This is a genomic window from Burkholderia lata, from assembly GCF_902499335.1.
Lineage (GTDB): Bacteria > Pseudomonadota > Gammaproteobacteria > Burkholderiales > Burkholderiaceae > Burkholderia > Burkholderia lata_B.
Genome location: NZ_CABVQK010000004.1, coordinates 210,122 through 227,722 on the forward strand (window position 1 = coordinate 210,122; position 17,601 = coordinate 227,722).

At 67.2% G+C, this 17,601-nt stretch carries 19 protein-coding genes; 10 read left to right on the forward strand and 9 right to left on the reverse strand.

The annotated features are described in order from the left end of the window. The first annotated feature begins 90 nt into the window (after positions 1 to 90). Positions 91 to 1,551 carry a PLP-dependent aminotransferase family protein gene (locus BCO18175_RS11560; protein WP_174980778.1) on the forward strand — a complete coding sequence of 487 codons (1,461 nt, stop codon included), beginning with the start codon at positions 91 to 93 and terminating at the stop codon, positions 1,549 to 1,551. A gap of 48 nt (positions 1,552 to 1,599) precedes the next feature. Here BCO18175_RS11560 and BCO18175_RS11565 read toward each other — a convergent pair whose 3' ends face one another. Then, complete coding sequence (locus BCO18175_RS11565; protein WP_174980780.1) at positions 1,600 to 3,033, reverse strand: nicotinate phosphoribosyltransferase; 1,434 nt, start codon at positions 3,031 to 3,033, stop codon at positions 1,600 to 1,602. 74 nt (positions 3,034 to 3,107) lie between these two features. After that, positions 3,108 to 4,148 (reverse strand): bifunctional nicotinamide-nucleotide adenylyltransferase/Nudix hydroxylase, encoded by a 1,041-nt coding sequence (locus BCO18175_RS11570; RefSeq protein WP_174980782.1) that lies wholly within the window; start codon positions 4,146 to 4,148, stop codon positions 3,108 to 3,110. 181 nt (positions 4,149 to 4,329) lie between these two features. Between BCO18175_RS11570 and BCO18175_RS11575 the strand changes: the two genes are divergently transcribed. From BCO18175_RS11575 to BCO18175_RS11585, 3 genes are all read left to right on the forward strand, one after another. After that, positions 4,330 to 4,782, forward strand: coding sequence for a type II toxin-antitoxin system RatA family toxin (locus tag BCO18175_RS11575; RefSeq protein WP_011354432.1), 453 nt, complete (start codon positions 4,330 to 4,332; stop codon positions 4,780 to 4,782). Positions 4,783 to 4,996: 214 nt separating this feature from the next. Then, complete coding sequence (locus BCO18175_RS11580) at positions 4,997 to 5,884, forward strand: DUF4261 domain-containing protein (RefSeq protein ID WP_174980784.1); 888 nt, start codon at positions 4,997 to 4,999, stop codon at positions 5,882 to 5,884. A 120-nt stretch (positions 5,885 to 6,004) separates the two neighbouring features. After that, complete coding sequence (locus tag BCO18175_RS11585) at positions 6,005 to 6,793, forward strand: lysozyme inhibitor LprI family protein (RefSeq protein WP_174980786.1); 789 nt, start codon at positions 6,005 to 6,007, stop codon at positions 6,791 to 6,793. 76 nt (positions 6,794 to 6,869) lie between these two features. On the opposite strand, the gene BCO18175_RS11590 is transcribed toward BCO18175_RS11585, so the two are convergent. From BCO18175_RS11590 to BCO18175_RS11615, 6 genes are read right to left on the reverse strand one after another with little or no spacing between them, the layout of a single operon-like run. Further along, positions 6,870 to 7,256, reverse strand: a complete 387-nt coding sequence (locus BCO18175_RS11590) for a hypothetical protein (RefSeq protein ID WP_174980788.1) — start codon at positions 7,254 to 7,256, stop codon at positions 6,870 to 6,872. Between the two features lie 26 nt (positions 7,257 to 7,282). Then, on the reverse strand, positions 7,283 to 7,666 hold the full coding sequence (gene speD, locus BCO18175_RS11595) for an adenosylmethionine decarboxylase (protein ID WP_174980791.1): 384 nt from the start codon (positions 7,664 to 7,666) through the stop codon (positions 7,283 to 7,285). Beyond that, positions 7,663 to 7,812, reverse strand: a complete 150-nt coding sequence (locus BCO18175_RS11600) for a hypothetical protein (protein WP_155291822.1) — start codon at positions 7,810 to 7,812, stop codon at positions 7,663 to 7,665. The genes speD and BCO18175_RS11600 overlap by 4 nt, the downstream gene beginning before the upstream one ends. Next, entirely contained in the window at positions 7,809 to 9,326 is a 1,518-nt protein-coding gene (locus BCO18175_RS11605) for a DUF4178 domain-containing protein (RefSeq protein ID WP_174980793.1), read from the reverse strand. The genes BCO18175_RS11600 and BCO18175_RS11605 overlap by 4 nt, the downstream gene beginning before the upstream one ends. A 9-nt stretch (positions 9,327 to 9,335) precedes the next feature. Continuing rightward, a complete protein-coding gene (locus tag BCO18175_RS11610) occupies positions 9,336 to 10,388 on the reverse strand; it encodes an SPFH domain-containing protein (protein ID WP_174980796.1) in 1,053 nt (350 codons plus the stop codon). A gap of 27 nt (positions 10,389 to 10,415) precedes the next feature. Continuing rightward, positions 10,416 to 10,802, reverse strand: coding sequence for a DUF350 domain-containing protein (locus BCO18175_RS11615; RefSeq protein WP_011354425.1), 387 nt, complete (start codon positions 10,800 to 10,802; stop codon positions 10,416 to 10,418). Positions 10,803 to 10,923: 121 nt separating this feature from the next. On the opposite strand from BCO18175_RS11615, the gene BCO18175_RS11620 reads away from it, so the two are divergent. The 6 genes from BCO18175_RS11620 to BCO18175_RS11645 all read left to right on the forward strand — a co-directional run bounded on the left by BCO18175_RS11620 (position 10,924) and on the right by BCO18175_RS11645 (position 16,651). Beyond that, positions 10,924 to 12,438, forward strand: coding sequence for a polyamine aminopropyltransferase (locus BCO18175_RS11620; protein ID WP_174980798.1), 1,515 nt, complete (start codon positions 10,924 to 10,926; stop codon positions 12,436 to 12,438). Beyond that, positions 12,438 to 14,057: an NAD(P)/FAD-dependent oxidoreductase gene (locus BCO18175_RS11625; RefSeq protein WP_174980800.1), complete on the forward strand. Its 1,620-nt coding sequence runs from the start codon at positions 12,438 to 12,440 to the stop codon at positions 14,055 to 14,057. Before BCO18175_RS11620 ends, BCO18175_RS11625 begins: the two co-directional genes overlap by 1 nt. A gap of 124 nt (positions 14,058 to 14,181) precedes the next feature. Next, positions 14,182 to 14,946 carry an N-acetylmuramoyl-L-alanine amidase family protein gene (locus BCO18175_RS11630; protein WP_174971783.1) on the forward strand — a complete coding sequence of 255 codons (765 nt, stop codon included), beginning with the start codon at positions 14,182 to 14,184 and terminating at the stop codon, positions 14,944 to 14,946. Positions 14,947 to 14,999: 53 nt separating this feature from the next. Further along, on the forward strand, positions 15,000 to 15,389 hold the full coding sequence (locus BCO18175_RS11635) for a lysozyme inhibitor LprI family protein (RefSeq protein ID WP_174980802.1): 390 nt from the start codon (positions 15,000 to 15,002) through the stop codon (positions 15,387 to 15,389). Positions 15,390 to 15,482: 93 nt separating this feature from the next. Continuing rightward, a complete protein-coding gene (locus tag BCO18175_RS11640; RefSeq protein WP_174980805.1) occupies positions 15,483 to 16,061 on the forward strand; it encodes a hypothetical protein in 579 nt (192 codons plus the stop codon). Positions 16,062 to 16,111: 50 nt separating this feature from the next. Beyond that, entirely contained in the window at positions 16,112 to 16,651 is a 540-nt protein-coding gene (locus BCO18175_RS11645) for a GNAT family N-acetyltransferase (protein WP_174971787.1), read from the forward strand. Here the strand turns inward: BCO18175_RS11645 and BCO18175_RS11650 are convergent. Continuing rightward, positions 16,646 to 17,566, reverse strand: coding sequence for a LysR family transcriptional regulator (locus BCO18175_RS11650; protein WP_174981409.1), 921 nt, complete (start codon positions 17,564 to 17,566; stop codon positions 16,646 to 16,648). The genes BCO18175_RS11645 and BCO18175_RS11650 overlap by 6 nt on opposite strands. Positions 17,567 to 17,601: the final 35 nt, after the last annotated feature.

A 17,601-nucleotide genomic window follows, 5' to 3' on the forward strand; every position in this document is an offset into this window, starting at 1 on the left:
TCCGCCGCCCGTGAAAAGCGCGTAAGCTACAGCCCAATACAATTCGGACAAACTGTACTGGACAACTGGCCGTACAGTTCATTCTTCGCCATGAGCCAGACCACCCCGCATCCCGTTCCGCCCACTCCGTCGCGCACGCGCGTGGAAACCGTGATGGACACGTTGCGCGCACGGATCGCGAGCCGTGCGCTGATGCCCGGCGCGCGCGTGCCGTCGATCCGGATGATGGCGGACGGGCTGGGCGTGTCGAAATCGACCGTCGTCGATGCGTACGAGCGGCTCGCGAGCGAAGGCGTGCTCGTCGCGCGGCGCGGCTCGGGGTTCTATGTGTCGGGGCACGCGCCGCCGCTCGCGCTCGCCGATCTCGGCCCGCAGCTCGATCGCGGGCTCGATCCGCTGTGGCTGTCGCGCCAGTCGCTCGAGGCCGCGCCGACGTCCGTGAAGCCCGGGTGCGGATGGCTGCCGCCGTCATGGCTGCCGGACGAGAGCCTGCGCCGCGCGCTGCGCGCCGCGTCGCGTGACGAATCCGACGCGCTGACCGACTACGCGACGCCGCTCGGCCTGCCCGCGATGCGCCAGCAGCTCGCATGGCGGCTCGCGCAACACGGCGTCCAGGCCGAACCCGCGCAGATCATGCTGACCGACGGCGGCTCGCACGCACTCGATCTCGTCTGCCGCCTGCTGCTGGAGCCGGGCGACACGGTCGTGCTCGACGATCCGTGCTACTTCAACTTCCAGGCGCTGCTGCGCGCGCACCGTGCGCGGATCGTCAGCGTCCCGTACACGCCGAACGGCCCCGATCTCGCACGCTTCGAGCAGGTGCTCGCCGAGCACCGGCCGCGCCTGTACATCACCAACGCGGCGCTGCACAACCCGACCGGCGCGACACTCTCGGCGCCCGTCGCGCACCGGCTGCTGACGCTCGCGGCCGAGCATGGCCTGCTGATCGTCGAGGACGACATCTTCGCGGATTTCGAGAGCACGCCCGCGCCGCGTCTCACGGCCTTCGACGGGTTGTCGCGCGTCGTGTCGATCGGCAGCTTCTCGAAGACGCTGTCGGCCGCGATCCGCTGCGGCTATGTCGCCGCGCGCCCGGAATGGATCGAGGCACTCGTCGACCTGAAGCTCGCGACGTCGTTCGGCCATGCGCAGATCGGCGCGAACGTCGTACACCGGCTGCTCGTCGACGGCACGTACCGGCGCCACGTCGACAGCCTGCGCACGCGCCTCGCGGACGCGATGGGCGAAACGCTCCGACGTCTCACACGCGCCGGGCTGCGGATCTGGACGGAGCCGCGCGGCGGCCTGCTCGTGTGGGCGGAATTGCCCGACGGGCTCGACGCCGCGCGTGTCGCGCGCCAAGCGCTGGACCACGATGTGGTGCTCGCGCCCGGCAACGTGTTCAGCGCGTCGCACAGCGCGACGTCGTACCTGCGTTTCAACGTGTCGCGCTGCAAGGGGCCGGCGGTGTTCGATGCGCTGGCGCGGGCGATGGAGGCGGTGCGGGTGGACGAACGCGGCAGCGTGCCGGTGGAGGCGAACGACCGGTAAATGCTTGAAGCGGGCGGCGGAGGAGGTTTGATGCCTCCCCCGCCCGCTTCACACCTCCCCCGCGTGCGCCCTCGCCCGCACTTCCGCAAACGACGTATCGACGAGCAACCGCCCCGTATCGAACACCGTTACGAGCGCTTCCTCCCATTCGCCTTCCAGCATCCGGTCGTCCCACGCGGCGGGCAACGTCGTCGTCCGATACTCACCGGTGCGGAAACTGCGCAGCAGCGCGAGCCGTCCCTTCTTCGAGCGCTTGCCCTGGTCGGTGACCGGATCCTTGCGGACGTCGTGCCACACGCCGCCGCGCCGGATCGCCGAGCACTTCATCGCGAAGCGCTGCGTATCGCGGTTCACCTGCTGCAGCAGCGCGCCGCCCATGCCGAACACGACATTGCCGGCCGCATAACCCGCGTCGTCGAGCGCGGAAAGAATCGCATCGATCGACAGCTCGTCGACACCATCGCCCTGAATCACCCGCACGCGATTCAGCACGCGCCGCCCCTTGCCGTTCACGGTCGAGCCGAACGATTCGTCGAGCGCGCGCACGGTCTGCAGCACGATCGCCACGGGGTCGCCCGAATCGGGACGCACGACCAGTGTCGCGCCCGAATCGAGCACGGCCTGCCGAAGCTCGCCGCCCCACAGATCGAGCGCGGCGAACAGATCGTAGGAGTCCGACACGACCGACACGATCGCACCAGGCAGGCCAAAGCGGCGAATCATGTTCCGGTACGCATCGGCTTCGTGTTCGCGGCCCCACGACGTGATCGTGCTGTGCTCGGCCGCCGGCACCGAGTACGCGGCCATCGGCTCGCGATAGAAGCGGTTCGCGGCCAGCACGCCGAGCACCGTGTCCGAACCCATGAAGTTCACGAGGTGCGCCGCGCCGCCGATCGCGGCCGACTCCGCGCTCGATACGCCGCGCGCGCCGAAGTCGTGCAGCTTGAACGGCAGTTGCGCGAGATCGTCGTCGGTCTTTTCGAGGAAGCGGCGGATCGTCTGCCGCAGGTGCCAGCTGCGCGTCGCGACCGTCACCGGATACCACACGCGCAGCAGCATCGTCTCGAGATACGACGCGAGCCAGAACACCTGCGGGTCGTCGCATTCGACCGTCATCAGCACGTTGTGCACCGGTACGACCGAGCCCTCGGGCACCGCGCGGATTTTCACCGGCAGGTAGCCGTCGTAGCGTTCGACGATGTATCGCCACCCCGCTTCGTTGAACGGCTCGCCGTGCACCGTGAAGAAATCGCGCGCTTCGTCGATCATCGCGTGCGTGATCGGCTTGCACAGATATTCCTTCAGCAGCATCTGCAGGCCGAAGAACACCGTGCGGTCGTAGCGGCCGCCGCGCGATTCGACGTACGAGAACATCGCCGACGCGTCGGGCGGATATTGCAGGAAGTGGGAAGCCTTGTACGAATCCGTGTTGAGAATCGGATTGGCGAGAACCACGGCAAAGCCGCCGAGATCGTCTTGCATGGCTAGAGCTCCTCTAGGCCGTTGAAGTGCCGCCGCGTCTGTCGCGGCGGACCGAAGTGCGGGGAATCAGCGGATCACAGCTTCCCCAGGAAGTGATACGCGATGTCGAAGTGATCCTCGAACATCACGCCGCGCATCTGCGCGAATTCGTTCAGCGGCACCCAGCGCGCCTTGTCGGCGTCGTCGCTGCCCTTCACGCGCGGCAGCTCGCCGGTCGGGAAGTTGAACAGGCACGCGTGCGTGATCGTGCGACCGCGCAGCGAACGCGTCGGGTGATCGAACACCTGGCGATCCTTGATCGAGCCGCGCAGCACGGGCTCCGGCAGCTTCAGGCCGGTCTCCTCGCGCAGTTCGCGGATACAGGCCGCGTCGAGCCGCTCGTCCTGGTTCACGAACCCGCCCGGCAGCGCCCACAGGCCGCGGCCAGGCTCGCTGCGGCGGCGCACGAGCAGGATATGGCCCGAGTGCACGACCACCGCGTCGACCGTCACGAACGTGACGGGATACGGCGCGGCCGCCCACGCCTTGCGATACCCGGCGATGAATTCGGCTTCCGATTTCAGCTGCGCGAATTCCGGCTGCGTGCGGAAACGCTCGAGCCAGCCGAACACGGGTTCCGGCACGGCCCACTGCACGAAGCTGTTGGTGCGTTCGGCGAAATACTGGTCGCGGATCTCGGTGGCGGAAATGTCTTCCGTCGCGTCGACGTCGACGAGCTCCCATTGCGGGAACATCCGCAGGTAATACGAAGTGGCGTCCTTCTCGTGGCCGATCAGCCCGACCTTGCGCTGTGCGAGATCGCCGAGCGCGGACGCGACGGCGTCCTGCACCCAGCGCACCCAGTCGCCGTCGTTGTAGGTCGAATCCTGCAACGGCGCGACCGTGACGCGGTCGCGCTCGGACGCGTCGAGCAGCGAAGCCAGCATCTGGCGGCGCTCGTCGAACGAGAACGGATCCTTGATGGTGCGGGGCTTGTCGGTCGATCCGATCAGCACGCACACGCGCTCGGCCCGGCTCAGTGCCGACTTCAGCACGTTCAGGTGACCACGATGCGGAGGCTGGAAACGACCAATGAAAACGAGCGCGTCGAAGCGCCGGTTCTGTTGCGTACTCATGAGGCTCCCTCAAGAGATTGAAACGCTTCGGGTCTTTCCCGAAGGGTTGGAGTAAATCCTAGGGGAAATCCCGGGGTGCGTCAATCGAGCCCATCCTCGACTTGACCAAGTCTGAAGAAATGCGCGGCATTGGCGGGTTACACTCGATTCCATCCCAATCCGCGCCATTGCGCCCGCCATCATGAGGATCTCAGTCAGCCGGACCGTCGGCGTCGATCGCAGACGCCTCTTCACGTGGTCGCAGGATTACGCGCGACGGCTCGTGTGGGACAGCTTCCTCACCGACGCCTATCTGCTGGACGGCATGACGGCCGACGTCGGCGTCGATGCGTTCTGCCGCAGCCAGTCGGGCGCGACGATGGTGTCGCGCTATATCTCGTACCGTCCGCCGCAGGTCGCCGCCGTCGAAATGGTCGACGGGCCGAAAGTGCTCGAGCGCTTCAGCGGCAGCTGGAACTTCACCGAGCACACGCCCGGCACGACCGAGGTGAAATTCACGTACCACTTCCGCGTTCAGCCGGCCTGGCTGCGCTGGCTGCTCGAACCGCTGATCGGCGCGTTCTATCTCGTGCAGACGCGCCGGCGTCTCGATTCGTTCAAGCGCTGGGCCGAAGCCGAAGCGCTGCCGCACTGACCGGCGGCCACGGGCCGCACGGCCCGGCGTGTCCACACCCCCTCCTCCCGAAAGTGTTCGAACGCGCCATTGCCGCGCCGTCGGGCCTTCACCACGCATTTGCCAGATTCGTCGAACCCGGGGAAACTACGGGCGGCCGTCACCCTGACGGCAAGCCCCGACCGAGAGAACGGGGCACACCTCCCTGAAACGGCTTCGACACGAACATAATCCGATGAGCCTGATATCCCGATTCTTTGGCCGCAAGGAAGAACCCGAAAACCCCGTCGCGCTGGTCGCGGCACCCGACGTCGAGAATCCGCTGAGCGTGACGGTCGTCTTCGACGGCCCGCTGCAGATCGATATCGCCGCGCTGACGGCCGCACTGCGCGCGTACCACCCGAGCATGAAGCAGGCGCGCGTCGAAACCGAGCCGACGCTCGAGCAGGTATTCGGGCTCGCCGGCTGGGGCAACCACGTCGTCCGGCTCGTCGGCTTCGACGCGCCCTATCCGTCCGAGGCACTGGAAGTGTGTGTCGCGCCGGCCCACTACGGGCAGGACCTGAAGCAGCAGGTGCGCACAAGCCGCAGCCACGTGATCCTCTACTACGCCGGACACGAAGCGAATCCGCTCGACCAGTATGTCGCGCTGGCGGCCGTCGCCGGCGCGCTGGCCGAACAGAACGGCCTCGCGGTGCTGAACGAGCACGCGCACACGTCGCTGCCGGCCGGCGTCTTCAATGCGAAGGAACTCGGCGAGGAAAGCCTCGAAGTGCTGCGGGATATCCCGCTGAACCTGTTCTTCTGCGGCTTCGTGAAATACGAAGTCGAAGGCGTCGACGGCGTGTGGATGCGCACCTATGGCGCCGACGTGTTCGGCCTGCCCGATTTCGCCGCGCTCGCGGAAGGCCATCACGAGGGCGAACGCTATTCGGGCATCTTCAACAACGTGATGCATTACCTGCTGGAAAGCGGCGCGCGCATGCATGCGGGCGAAACGATGCAGATCGGCGCGGAAACGTTCATGAAGCTGCGTGAACCGCTCGAGCACGAGTACTACCTGCAGGGGCCGGCACCGGTGCTGGTGGCCGAGCTGATCTCGGCGGACGAAATCAATCGCTGATTTCGCCCGCCGTATCTTGCAGCACGGCGCATGGGTTCAACGCTTCGCGAACCGCGTGCGCCGCTGTGTCACCTGACGGCGGCGCGACAGCCGCCGCTTGAACCCCACCAGGAGCGATCCGTGTTCGGCATCCGCATTGGTCTCATGCTGGCCGCCATCGGCCTCTCGTTGCCGGCGCACGCCGACAGCATCGACTGCTCGCGCGCGAAGACGCGCACCGATCGCCTGATTTGCAGCGACAAGGCGCTCGTGTCGGCCGACAGCACACTGGCAGGCGCCTACTACAACGCGATCGACATTGCGGCCGACCAGCAGGCCGTGGTCAGGTCGCAACGCGCATGGCTCGCGCAACGCGATGCGTGCGCCGATGCAGCGTGCATCGCCACCGCTTACCGCGACCGTACCGCAGCGCTGAAGCAAGTGAAACACGCAGGCTGGAAAACCTATCGCGATCCGGCGCTCGGCATCTCGTTCGAGTACCTCGGGAACCGCCAGATCAAGAAGCCGTGCCCTGAAATCGGCGGCGACCGCTGCGTCGCGGTCGTCGGCCGCAACATGACGAACAGCAGCTATTTCATCGCGTTCGAGATCGTCGACGGCGCGCTCGAACCCGTTGCGGAAAAGGAAGCCGGTTTCGAGCCGCAGGATGACGGCAAATGGATGTCGACGTACGGTCGCGGCACGCCGCAAGAGGTCGAACGCTTCTCCGGCGCCGGCTGGCGCGGCATGCGCGCGACGATCACCTGCGGCATCAGCGATCCGGAAACCGGCTTCCACGCGGCCGGCGGCGAATGCTACTGGGCGGTGCTGAGCAACGGCAAGCGCGCTGCCGTCGCGAATACGCAGGGTATCGTCGGCACTGACGACGCGACGCTGCACAGCGTGTCATCGTTCCGGTTCGAGCGTTAGCGGGCATCGCGCGACGCGCGTCCGCCCGGGCAGGAATCGACGGGCCGGCGCCGTCACAGGGCGCGATGGCGACGCGCTAACGCGCACCGTCCCCGCGCAACGGGAACGTTTCCGCCCCCGCATCGCGGCGCAGCGTGACCTCCGTACCGGTCAGCCATCCTGACGATTTCAGGATCGGGCGCGCGATCGCGTACAGGCGGTCGGCGCTCGTACCATAGAAGTACAGATAACCGTCGTTGCCGTCTCGATGCAGTTCGGTCTCGCCCAGTTCGCCGGCCCCTGCCTGTTTCACCGCGCGATCCAGCCGCTGCTCCAGCGCGCGAAGGCGCGCCTTGTCCTTCTCGTAGTAATCGAAGTGAACCATCACGACCGGCCCGGGCGGCTTCGGCGGCACATCGGCGGCAGCGTTGCCCGCGAGCAGCGCCCAGCCAAGCAACGCGGCGAATCGGATTCTGTTACGCATATCGGTAAAGGAAGTGAATCACCCGCTCACGTCGACGCGCCGCCGCGCGCAACCTGCTGCCGGACTTGCGCCTGCGTGCCGAGCGCCGCGGCGATCGCATCGACCGCATCGGCCGCACGCGCCGCGCCGCACATGAACGCGTCGACGGCCGCGAAGCGATGCTCGGGCCACGTGTGGATCGTGATGTGCGATTCGGCCAGCAGCACGACACCCGTCACACCATGGTCGCCGCCGAAATGATGGAAATGCGCGCCGATCACGCGCGCGCCCGCCTTTTGTGCCGCTTCGGTGAGAAGCGCCTCGAGCCGCGCCGCGTCGCGCAGCAGCGCCGCGTCGATGCCGGCCAGATCGGCCAGCACGTGCGAACCGAACGTCGCGCGCGGTGGCGCGATCCCGTCGCGCGCGGTCATTTGTGCGACCCGTACGACGAGTAGCCGCTGCGGGCCGACGAACTGCCCCAGCCGCTGCCGCCCGAACCGCTGCCGCCGATCGATGCGCAGCTGAACAGCGTGACGACGATCAGGCCGTAGATGCCGTAGAGAATGTACCGGATCACGCGTTGCCCCCGTCCGACGCAAAGCTCTTCCACAGCCATTCAGGCAGCCACAGCACCAGCAAGCCGACCATCACGTAGACGGAGCGGCCGCTGAACGAGAACAGCGAGCCCATGTTCAGGATCACGAGCAGTGCGCTGAACACGAGCGGCAGCGGCGCGAAACTGTGCGGGCCTTTCCGGCCGAACAGGCCCGTCGACGCGGTGGCGCCCGTAGCCGCCGCAGCCGCGGCTGTCGCGAGCGCCGGCGTGCCGAAGCGTTCGGCAAGCGTACTGCCCGACAGCGGCCGCGCGCGCGACCAGACGATCTCCGCGTCGCTGCGCTCGCGCGTCAGCTTGTCCTTCTGCCAGCCGTAGTCGATGATCGACGTGCGATCGCCGACCTGCACGCGCCAGTTGAATGCACCGACCACGTAGACGACCTCCGAGTCGTATTCCTCGCGCAGGCGGTAGGTCTTGTCGCCATCGCTCACGTCGGCATCGCTGCCGATCGTCGGCCATTGGTCGAGCACCTGCACGCGCTCCCAGCGCCCTTCGCTCTGCACGAGCCACAGGAACCCGCGCTTCGGGTTCAGCAGCAGGTATTCGTCCCACGTCTCTTCGTCGTCCGGCACGCGGCAACGCATCATCCCGATCACCGTGTACTTCACGCCGTCGAACGTGCCGATCGCGCCGAGCTCCAGCGCACCCTTCACCGCTTCGAGCTTGCGCTGCGCCGCGAACACGGTCTGCTGCTCGGCCGTGCACTGCACGCCGGCATGGCAACTGCCGCACACCACGTAGTCGGCGACGTTCGGTGCATACGACAGCGGCGCGCCGCAGCTTGGGCACGCGAACGGCACCATCTCCGAGCCGCGCTTCTCGCGCGTATCGTTTTCGGTATCGCGCAGCCCGGTGAACGCGAGCGCATCGAACGCCAGCGCTTCGCCCGTATAGACGGCCGGACTCCCGCCGTTCGCATCGGCGTCGGAATAGTCGTAGGTCGCGAATGCGTTGCCGGTGCGCAGGTCGACGACGCGCGCCTCCCAGCCGGCATCGACGCGAAACGGCAATTCGCCGTCGCCGCCCGTGCAGCGCGCGGTGCGCACGTCGGACACGAGAAACGCGCGGCCGCCGTGGTCGATCCGCATGCCCGGTTCCAGCGTGCCGAACGCGGGCCACGCGCCGCCTGACGCATCGTCGGGCTCGCGCACGGTGATCGCATACTGGCCCGACGCGTCCGACAGCCAGCCGAACGTGCCGTCGTCGAACACGACGTACCACTCGCTCCACGCGCCGGCGTCGTAGGTCATCTGGATGCGCCCGAGCACCGTGAACGCGCGCTTGTCGTAGCGCCCCGCCGTGCCGATCTGGATCGGCGACGCATCGTCGAGCACCGTGGCCAGTTCGCCGATACGTTCGACGTCGGACCCGCGCTTGAACAGCGTGCTGCGGCAGAACGCGCAGACGGCCATCACCGCCGCCGCCGAGCGAAACTCGACCGGCGCACCGCACTGGGGGCACGAGGTACTGAACATGCGCGACGCTTACCGGGTGAGCTTCGCGAGGATCTCGGCCTTCGCGCGCGAGTACTCGTCTTCGGTCACGAGGCCCTTGTCGAACAGCGCCTTCAACTGTTCGAGCCGCTGCACGTAATCGGTGCCTTCCACCGGAGCGGCAGGCTGCGCGGCGGCCACCTGCGCCGCCGCGGGCGCAGGCGGTGCGGCCGGCGCCGGTTGCGCGGCGCCCGCGATCTGGCCGGCCATCGCCTGCCCGATCGCCGCGCCCGCGGCGAGCCCCGCACCGACCCCGGCGATGCCGCCCGGGTTCTGCGCGGCGAGCGGAATCGCCTGCGCGGTCTGGTATTGCGTGGCGCGCGCGAGATCGCCGGCCATCCCCGCGCCGATCCGCAGGTCGAGCGCCTTCTGCAGCTCCGCCGGCAGCGACACGCTCTCGACCGCGAACGCGTCGAGCGCGAGGCCGTAGCGCGTGAACACCGGCGCGAGCGCCTCGGCGATGCGCTGCGACAGCAGCGACTGGTTCGCGGCCATGTCGACGAACGGCACGTCGGCCGAGCCGAACGTGGTGCTCATCGCCGTGACGACCAGGTTGCGCAGTTGCTGTTCGAGATCGTCGACCGTGTACTGCGCGCGCGTGCCGCTGACCTCGCGATAGAACGCGCCCGCGTCGACGATCCGGTACGAGTAGATGCCGAACGCACGCACCTGCACGAAGCCGAATTCGCGGTCGCGGATCGTCACCGGCTGCGCGGTGCCCCAGCGCCGGCCGAGCTGCAGCCGCGTGCTGAAGAAATAGACGTCCGACTTGAAAGGTGACTGAAAGAGTTTGTCCCAGTTCTTCAGGTACGTGAGCACCGGCAGCGTGTTCGTTTCCAGCGTGTACAGCCCCGCCTGAAAGATGTCGGCGATCTTGCCTTCATTGACGAAGATCGCGACCTGCGTCTCGCGCACGGTCAGCTTGCCGCCATACCGGATTTCCATGTCTTCCATCGGATAGCGCCAGGCCAGCACGCCATCGGTGTCTTCGGTCCATTGCAGGACGTCGACGAACTGCTTGCGGATAAACGATCCCAGACTCATGTCGGTCTCCTCGAAACGCGTGGTGCGTCAGGTCAGGCAGGCGGCATTGATGATGCCGACGACGAGCGACGCGGTGCCCATCAGGCCGCCCATCGCGACGTTGCGATCCTCGATCGCATGATTCATGCCGGGCATCAGCCGTGTGAGCGCCGCATAGGTAATCAGTTGCACGGCCATCGCGCCGACGGCCCAGATCACGACTTCGCCGAGCGTGGAATTGTGCGCGATGCTGGATGCGAGTGTCAGGCAGAAACCGATCAGTGCGCCGCCGAACGACAGCGTCGCGGCCGCGTTGCCGTCGCGGATCAGCGCCAGTTCGTCGAACGGGGTGACCTTCAGGTACACTGCCGCGAACACAAGAAGCAGCACGAACGCCGACAGTAAATGAACCGCATAGAGATAGGCACTATTCATTCTTTCCCTCGGATTTTGTGCTCGGTTCGCCGCCCCGTCGCCGGCCGGCCCGCGCAGGGCCAGCTGACAAAATTCCGCGCCAGTATATCCACATTGCCGACCGCCGCACAACGGACGCACCATGCTGCATAAGCGCGCGCTCGTCCTGTCGATTCTCGTGCTCGCATCGTGCGGGCTCGGCTACGAACTGATCAGCAGCGCGCTGTCCAGCTACCTGCTCGGCGATTCGATCCTGCAGTTCTCGTCGGTGATCGGCAGCTACCTGTTTGCGATGGGGATCGGCTCGTGGCTCGCGAAGTTCGTCGAGGACGACGACGTGCTCGACCGCTTCGTCGATATCGAGCTGCTCGTCGGCCTGCTCGGCGGCGTCTCGGCAGCCCTGCTGTTCGTGGTGTTCGCGTGGCTCGCCGCACCGTTCCGCGCGGCGCTCTATGCACTCGTGCTGGCGCTCGGCCTGCTGATCGGGATGGAGATCCCGCTCGTGATGCGCGCGTTCCAGCAGCGGCGCCAGGCGTTTCGCCATACCGTCAGCGAGGTGCTGACTTTCGACTATCTCGGCTCGCTCGCCGTGTCGCTGATCTTCCCGCTGGTGCTCGCGCCGCGTCTCGGCCTGCTGCGCACCAGCTTCCTGTTCGGGCTCCTCAACGCGTTCGTCGCGCTGTGGACTACCCACCTGTTCCGCGACGAGATCCGCAACGTGCGCGCCAAGCTGATGCGTGCGTCGCTCGTGATCGGGCTGCTCGTCGCCGGCTTCGCGCTGTCGGACCGCATCACGCACTGGGCCGAACACGGCGTGTACGGCGACGAGACGATCTATTCGGAGACGACGCCGTACCAGCGCATCGTGCTCACGCAGTGGCACGACGACATGCGGCTGTACCTGAACGGCAACCTGCAGTTCTCGTCGCGCGACGAGCATCGCTATCACGAGGCGCTGATCCACCCGACGATCGACGCGCTGCCGTGGGCGAAGCGCGTGCTCGTGCTCGGCGGCGGCGACGGCCTCGCGGTGCGCGAACTGCTGAAGCACCGCAACCTCGAACAGATCACGCTCGTCGATCTCGATCCCGCGATGACGAAGCTGTTCTCGACCTCCGCACCGCTCCTCAAGCTGAACCAGGGCTCGCTGAAGGATTCGCGCGTGCACGTGATCAACGACGACGCGGTGCGCTGGCTCGAATCGAACGCCGACGTGTACGACGCGATCGTCGTCGACTTCCCCGACCCGACCAACTTCGGCCTCGGCCGGCTGTATTCGGTGCCCGTGTTCCGGCTGCTTGCGCGCCACCTGTCGGAAAACGGCTATGCGGTGATCCAGTCGACGTCGCCATATTTCGCGCCGCACGCGTACTGGACCATCATCGCGACGCTGCACGAGGCCGGACTCAACACGTGGCCGTACCACTGCTACGTGCCGTCGTTCGGCGACTGGGGCTTCGTGATCGCCGGCAAGCGCCGCGACTTCACGGTGCCCACGCACTACTCGGTGCCCACGCGCTGGCTCGACGCGCAGACGGCCGCCGAGATGTTCCACTTCCCGGCCGACATGCCGGCGCTGCCGATGTCGCCGAACGAACTCAACGACCAGCCGCTCGTGCGCCGCTTCGACGACGACTGGAAGCACGTGCTGCGCTGATGGACCGCCGCACGTTCCTCGTCGCGTCCGCGGCCGCGTCGCTCGCCGCCTGCGGGCGCACCGGCTGGATCGAGACGACACCGCATGTCGGCTACCCCGGCATGCGCGAAGGCCACGCACTGCGCGACCATGCCGCGCTGCCGCCGCCTTCCGGCACGATCGAGACCGACGTCGCGATCCTCGGCGCGGGCGCGGCCGGGCTGTCGTGCGCGTGGCAGCTTGCGCGCGCGGGGCACAAGCGCTTCACGGTGCTCGCCGGCCCCGAATTCGGCGGCAATGCGTCCGGCGGCCGCTTCGGCGATCTCGGCTATCCGAAAGGTGCGCACTACCTGCCGCTGCCGTCGCTCGAATCCACGCATCTGCGCGACATGCTCGCCGATCTCGGCGTGATCGAATCGGCGCCGCTCTCCGCGCGCCCGGTGTACGACGAGCGCGTGCTCGTCCATGCGCCCGACGAACGGCTCTTCATCGCCGGGCAGTGGCAGGACGGGATCGTGCCGGCAACCGGCCTCGGCGCCGACGAGCTCGCGCAACAGGCACGCTTCTTCGCGTACACCGACGGGCTGCGCACCGCACGCGGCGCCGATGGCCGCAAGGTGTTCTGCATCCCGATCGCGGAATCGTCACGCGACCCGCGCTGGCTCGCGCTGGACCGGTGCTCGTTCCGCCAGTGGCTGCTCGACGAGGGCTACACCGCGAAGGCGCTGCACTGGTACCTGAACTACTGCTGCCGCGACGACTACGGCGCCGGGTACGAGCACGTGTCCGCGTGGGCCGGCCTGCACTATTTCTCGTCACGCGGCGGCCATGCGGGCGATGCGAGCGACGGCGCGGTGCTGACCTGGCCCGACGGGCTGCACACGATGGTGACGAAGCTCACCGATTCAATCACCACGCGCACCGGCTCGAACGCATGGTCGCGCGACGGCTTCGCGGTGCGTGCGACCGAACGCGCGGGCGGCGTCGACGTACTGTGCGCGCGCATCGGCAATGACGGCACGCTGTCGACGTTCACGCTGAAGGCGCGGCGCGTCGTTTGCGCGATGCCGCTGTTCGTCGCGGCGCGCGTGTTTCCGCAGCTCGCCGCGTACGGCTTCGACCCCGCGCGCGACCTGCCGCCGCGCGCGCCGTGGCTCGTGTCCAACTTCCTGCTCGACGGCATGCCGGCCGAAGCAGCCGGCGTACCGCTCGCGTGGGACAACGTCGTCTACGACGGCGCGGGGCTCGGCTATGTCGTGTCGACGCACCAGCTGATCCGCATGTCGCCACCGACGCGCTCGGTGTTCTCCGCGTACCAGGCGTTGAGCACGCAAGCACCGGACGACACGCGCCGCTGGCTCGCACAGGCCAGGCCCGACGCGTTGCGCGAACAAGCGGCGATCGACTTGCAAGCCGCCTACGGGCGCGAACTGTGGAAACACGCGACGGCGCTCGAGATCACCGTGCGCGGTCACGCGATGGCGACGCCCGACGTCGGCTTCCTGAGCCGGCCGGAGCTGCTCGCGCTGCGCGATGCCGACGGCCCCGTCGTGTTCGCCCACGCCGATCTGTCCGGGCTGTCGCTGTTCGAGGAAGCGTCGTACTGGGGCATGCTCGCCGCCCGGCGCGTGCTGGCCTGACGGCCGTCATCCGTCATTGCGGCGGCATCGCCACCCGCTATAATCGCGCGACATTCCGACTGCATTGAGCAGGCCGACGGTGCCGCGCCGTCCGACGCGCCGTATGCCCTCCTCGACAACAACAATGACGAACCGAACCATCCGACGCCTTCGCCCGTTCGTGCGTGCCGCCGCGCGCGTGCTCGCCTGTGCCCCGCTGCTCGGCGCACCGCTGGCGCTGCATGCGGCCGACACCGCGGCCACCACCGGCACCGCGCCCGCCTCCGGGCGCTACGTCGTCGTCGACACCGGCCACACGCCGGCTCACCCGGGCTCCACCGGCGCGAGCGGCCGCGTCGAATACCTGTACAACCTCGACCTGTCCGCGGCGGTCGCAGAGAAACTCTCCGCGCATGGCGACCGCGTGCTGCGCACGTCGGCCGATGGCCGCGAGATCACGCTCGACCAGCGTTCGACGCAGGCGCCCGACGCGAACCTGTTCGTGTCGATCCACCACGACTCGATGCAGCAGCAGTTCATCGACGCGGGCCGGCAGCGCGAATTCCGCGGCTTCTCGGTGTTCGTGTCGGAACGCAATCCGCACTATGCGGAAAGCCTGCGTTGCGCGAAGGCGATCGCCGAGCGGCTGGTCGCGGCCGGCGAGCGGCCGTCGCTGTATCACGCGCAGCCGATCCGCGGCGAGAATCGCCCGCTGATCGACCCGCAACTCGGCATCCACCGCTTCGACGATCTCGTCGTGCTGCGCACCGCACCGATTCCGGCGGTGCTCGTCGAGGCCGGCGTGATCGTCAACCCGGACGAGGAAGCACGGCTTGCGCGTCGCGAGACGATCCAGAAGCTGTCCACTGCAATCGCGGGCGGGATCGACGCGTGCACGGTGCCGCAATAAACAACGATAACGCCCATCGGGCCAACGGTTTTCACCCAGTCAGGAGCATCACCATGAAAATGAAGAATCTGCTCGCATCCTGCGCCCTGTTCGCGCTTGCCGTTCCGTTCGCCGCGCACGCGGCCGGCTGTGCGAAGCCGCACAGCGCGTTCGACCAGGTGTACTGCAGCAGCACCCAGTTCTCGCAGACCGACCGTGACCTCAACGACGAGTACGGCCGCCTGCGCAAACAACTGAGCAGCGACCAGCAGGCGACGCTGAAGGCCGGCCAGCTCGCGTGGATGAAGCAACGCGACGCGCAGTGTAGCGAGACGCGCAACAACGGGTACCTCGTGGATCTCCAGTGCGCGACCGACATGACGCAGTCGCGGCTGTCTTTCCTGCGCGAGCGTGAACGCGAGTGCACCAGCACGGGTTGCGTGACGTCGAAGCTCGGCGATTAAGGGCGTCGCGCGTGCCGCGCCGCGAAGCGTTTCGCGGCGCGGCGCTTCATGCCCTTGCGAACCTTCCGCTTCGGCACCGCAAAAGGAGCGGCGATGCGACATGAATTCTCCGAAGTCCTCAACGATCTGGTCGACTATTTTCTCGTCGGCGATCTCCTGCTGCTGAAGCGCTTCAAGGAACGGCACGCGTTGCCGGACGACGTCGCAACGGCGTTCACGACGAGCGACAGCGGCGACCGCGCCGTGCTGGAAGGCATCGTCATCCCGCTGGCCGGCATCGAGAACCATCCGTACACGGTAATCTTCACGCTGGATGACGCAACACCCGAATTGCTGAAGACGGGAAGCCGCCTGCAGCATCGGCGCGGCGGGTACGTGCTGCGCGTCGAACATCGTTCGATCATGCTCTATACGTGGCGGATTCTCGAACGCTTCAATGACGCGACGGTCAGCGCACTGCTCGCGCGTTACCGCGAACCGGGCAGGCCCGTGATTGAAATCGACAACGGCTGGTATGACGTCGAGATCCTCGGTGGAGAAGTCCCGCGCGACGGCTGGTTCGAGCCGGCGTTCGAATTCGTGCTGAAGAAAGCCGACGCACCGGGCGACGCATCACAGGTGGATATCAACTACAGTTTCGCGATGGAAGGCAGTCCGGATCCGGCGAATTGAATCCCGCGCGCGACGGCGCGGCACACGGCAACCGATCAGGCGGAGTAGCCATGACACCGAACACGATGAACATCGACATCCGCCCTGCCACACCCGCCGATGCCCCGGCCATCGCCGCCATCCACGTCGCATCGTGGCAGGCCACCTATCCGGGCATCATGCCGGCCCCGTTCCTCGCCGGCCTGTCGGTCGACAAGCGCACCGCTTCGTGGCGCTACGCGCTCGACGCGGGACGGCCGCGTGTCGCGCTCGCGTTCGCGGAAAGCGGCCCGACCGGCTGGATCGCCTATGGTCCGACACGCGACACCGACAAGGATCGCACCTGGGGCGAAATCGAAGCGATCTATCTGCATCCAACGCATTGCGGGCAAGGCGTCGGCGCGGCGCTGGTCGACCATGCATGCCATGCGCTGCACGACATGGGCCATGCGTGGGTGTCGCTCTGGGTGCTGGTCAAGAACCGTCGCGCACGGGCGTTCTATGAACGCGAAGGTTTCGTCGCCGAAGACGACATCAAGACGTTCGAGATCGACGGTGCGCCAATCGACGAAGTACGCTACTGGCGCGCATTGCCGAAGCGATCGTCATGACGGCATCGCCCCCTCCGCCGCAAGACGCGCCTGCATCAACTGCAGCAACTCGCGGATCTTCGCGTTGACCGAATTGCGGCTCGAATAGGCGGCCAGCAGTTCGAGCGGCGCCGGCGCCATCTCCAGCGGCACGCGCACGAGCCGCCCGGCGGCCAGTTCCGCCGCGCAACCGCGTTCGACGAGAATCGCGAAGCCGATCCCGTTCACCGCCGCCAGCCCCGCCATCTCGCCGCTATTGACGCGATACCGGCTCGCGACCGGAATCTTGTGAATCCGCCCGTCGCCGTCGGCAAACTGCCACGGCTGCCCTTTCAGCGTGCTCAGCGTCGTGATGCACGGCAACTGCCTGAGCTGCTCCGTCCGGGTCGGCATGCCCGCGCGTTCGATCAGCGACGGCGCGGCCACGACGACGCTCGGCAGGCTCACGAGCGGCCTGACGACGAACGCGCTGTCGTCCAGCTTGCCGCGATTGACGATGATCGACAGGTCGATATCGTCGCGCAACGTCGATACGCCCGCGAGGCTGGTATCGCAATCGATTTCGACACGCGGATGGCGGACGGCGAATTCCGCGACGATCGGCCCGAGCATGCGCGGCCCGATTTCGCCGGGCACGCAGAGCTTCAGCACGCCGCGTAGCTCCGTTTGCTGCGAGGTCAGTTCGAACTCGGCGAGCGTCAGTGCGTCGAGCATCGGCTTCGCGCGCTCGTGCAACAGGCGTCCGGCCTCCGTCATGCGCAGGTGCCGCGTACTGCGCTCCAGCAGGCGCACGCCGAGCCTCGACTCCAGTTGCGCCACATGGCGGCTCACGTTGGAACCGGGTATCGACAGCACGCGCGCGGCGCCGGCAAAGCTGCCTTCGTCGACCACCGACACGAACACGCGCACCGCGTTCAGATCCAGCTTGCTGCGCATCATTATCCCGTTTCAGGTATCAAAGCTCGCCGTTT

Excerpts from the sequence above, each read along its gene's own strand:
- BCO18175_RS11560 (WP_174980778.1), top strand. The coding sequence starts at position 91 with ATGAGCCAGACCACCCCGCATCCCGTTCCGCCCACTCCGTCGCGCACG.
- BCO18175_RS11565 (WP_174980780.1), bottom strand. The coding sequence starts at position 3,033 with ATGCAAGACGATCTCGGCGGCTTTGCCGTGGTTCTCGCCAATCCGATT.
- BCO18175_RS11570 (WP_174980782.1), bottom strand. The coding sequence starts at position 4,148 with ATGAGTACGCAACAGAACCGGCGCTTCGACGCGCTCGTTTTCATTGGT.
- BCO18175_RS11575 (WP_011354432.1), top strand. The coding sequence starts at position 4,330 with ATGAGGATCTCAGTCAGCCGGACCGTCGGCGTCGATCGCAGACGCCTC.
- BCO18175_RS11580 (WP_174980784.1), top strand. The coding sequence starts at position 4,997 with ATGAGCCTGATATCCCGATTCTTTGGCCGCAAGGAAGAACCCGAAAAC.
- BCO18175_RS11590 (WP_174980788.1), bottom strand. The coding sequence starts at position 7,256 with ATGCGTAACAGAATCCGATTCGCCGCGTTGCTTGGCTGGGCGCTGCTC.
- speD (WP_174980791.1), bottom strand. The coding sequence starts at position 7,666 with ATGACCGCGCGCGACGGGATCGCGCCACCGCGCGCGACGTTCGGTTCG.
- BCO18175_RS11605 (WP_174980793.1), bottom strand. The coding sequence starts at position 9,326 with ATGTTCAGTACCTCGTGCCCCCAGTGCGGTGCGCCGGTCGAGTTTCGC.
- BCO18175_RS11610 (WP_174980796.1), bottom strand. The coding sequence starts at position 10,388 with ATGAGTCTGGGATCGTTTATCCGCAAGCAGTTCGTCGACGTCCTGCAA.
- BCO18175_RS11615 (WP_011354425.1), bottom strand. The coding sequence starts at position 10,802 with ATGAATAGTGCCTATCTCTATGCGGTTCATTTACTGTCGGCGTTCGTG.
- BCO18175_RS11620 (WP_174980798.1), top strand. The coding sequence starts at position 10,924 with ATGCTGCATAAGCGCGCGCTCGTCCTGTCGATTCTCGTGCTCGCATCG.
- BCO18175_RS11625 (WP_174980800.1), top strand. The coding sequence starts at position 12,438 with ATGGACCGCCGCACGTTCCTCGTCGCGTCCGCGGCCGCGTCGCTCGCC.
- BCO18175_RS11630 (WP_174971783.1), top strand. The coding sequence starts at position 14,182 with ATGACGAACCGAACCATCCGACGCCTTCGCCCGTTCGTGCGTGCCGCC.
- BCO18175_RS11635 (WP_174980802.1), top strand. The coding sequence starts at position 15,000 with ATGAAAATGAAGAATCTGCTCGCATCCTGCGCCCTGTTCGCGCTTGCC.
- BCO18175_RS11640 (WP_174980805.1), top strand. The coding sequence starts at position 15,483 with ATGCGACATGAATTCTCCGAAGTCCTCAACGATCTGGTCGACTATTTT.
- BCO18175_RS11645 (WP_174971787.1), top strand. The coding sequence starts at position 16,112 with ATGACACCGAACACGATGAACATCGACATCCGCCCTGCCACACCCGCC.
- BCO18175_RS11650 (WP_174981409.1), bottom strand. The coding sequence starts at position 17,566 with ATGCGCAGCAAGCTGGATCTGAACGCGGTGCGCGTGTTCGTGTCGGTG.